The sequence below is a fragment of the Bartonella sp. MU70NMGDW genome (assembly GCF_042194085.1).
Classification (GTDB): Bacteria; Pseudomonadota; Alphaproteobacteria; order Rhizobiales; family Rhizobiaceae; genus Bartonella; species Bartonella grahamii.
Genome location: NZ_JBHIMK010000377.1, coordinates 1 through 1,105 on the forward strand (window position 1 = coordinate 1; position 1,105 = coordinate 1,105).

Consider the following 1,105-nt stretch of genomic DNA (forward strand, 5'->3'; position numbering starts at 1 on the left):
AAACGAAGATGAGTTGTTGATTGTGGACATTTGACTTCGATTAAACCGTCCTCTCCAATGAACCCATCAGGACTTGCCCCCGCCATTTTCATTTTTGGGTGTGGGATAAACCCGCATCTTGTGACTTCTGCGTCATAAATGAATTAATATTCTCTCAAGGCATTCTCTTCATGTTCAATGCCCCATTGCATAGCAGGTGTTGTACAAGATTGGCTTATTTCCTATATTAAGCGTTCTATCATGAGTTTCGTTTTGTAGTCTTCATATTTGCTTGTAGGCAAACCTTTTGCTGTCTTACTGAGTACGCTGTAAATGTTTGATGCGGTGACTTTACCTAAGCGCGCTTGAAACCATTCTGCTGTTCGTTGCTCCATCTCACACCGCCGTTTGTTGCTCTTGTGGTGGGAGCGATTGTAGAGCGCTTTCTTTTTGAATATTTTTCCTTCTTTCCAAATGCCCCAAAACCAATTCTGCTTTTTCACAAGACATATCTGTTAGTTTTTCTGCTTCTGCAAAATAGAGAAGATTACTTTCATTTGTCCCTGTTTCTTTAACTAATTCTTCGATTTTCTTTATCTGTTTAGAGGAAACTTTTTGATTATTTGTATCGCCTTCTTTGGTTTGCGTTTGACCATCTGTATCATCCTCTTTGCTTGCTACATTAAGAAGCATGCCTAACAGGTATCTCCGTGCGTAGGTAAGTGTGGAACCAACTGATTGTATACTATTTTTAGAGCCTATACTGTCTCAATTGGAAATGTTCTATCTGTTGAGATTTGATTGCCTGAAGGATGAGACAGAGTTATTTCTATGGTAACTTCTGTTGCTGTTTGACTTTTAATACGAGCAAACAAAGCAAAGTTGTATTGTGCAAGCCCCTTCTTTACAGCATCAATGTACCGATCAAGCGTAGCGTATTTGCTGTTTGTATGGTTATTCTTAGCAGTTTTTTCAATCTTTTGATATTCGATTTGCTTAACGGAAAGATCGGAGACAAAGTTTTGGCGCTCTTATCGTTTTATTTCTTTTTCTCGCAATTCAAGAAGACGCTTGAGACGATCCATATCGACATCATTTTCTAAAGCTCTTTCTAAAATAAGCTCCA

General features: G+C 38.6%; 2 protein-coding genes and 1 pseudogene. All 3 read right to left on the bottom strand.

Annotated elements, in window-relative coordinates; genetic code table 11:
* A pseudogene (locus tag ACFIKE_RS11100) lies at positions 1-374 on the bottom strand (lambda exonuclease family protein); the annotation flags it as partial.
* A gap of 1 nt (position 375) precedes the next feature.
* A complete protein-coding gene (locus ACFIKE_RS11105; RefSeq protein ID WP_375649985.1) occupies positions 376-672 on the bottom strand; it encodes a hypothetical protein in 297 nt (98 codons plus the stop codon).
* A gap of 65 nt (positions 673-737) precedes the next feature.
* A complete protein-coding gene (locus tag ACFIKE_RS11110) occupies positions 738-971 on the bottom strand; it encodes an ERF family protein (protein ID WP_375649987.1) in 234 nt (77 codons plus the stop codon).
* Between the last annotated feature and the right edge of the window lie 134 nt (positions 972-1,105).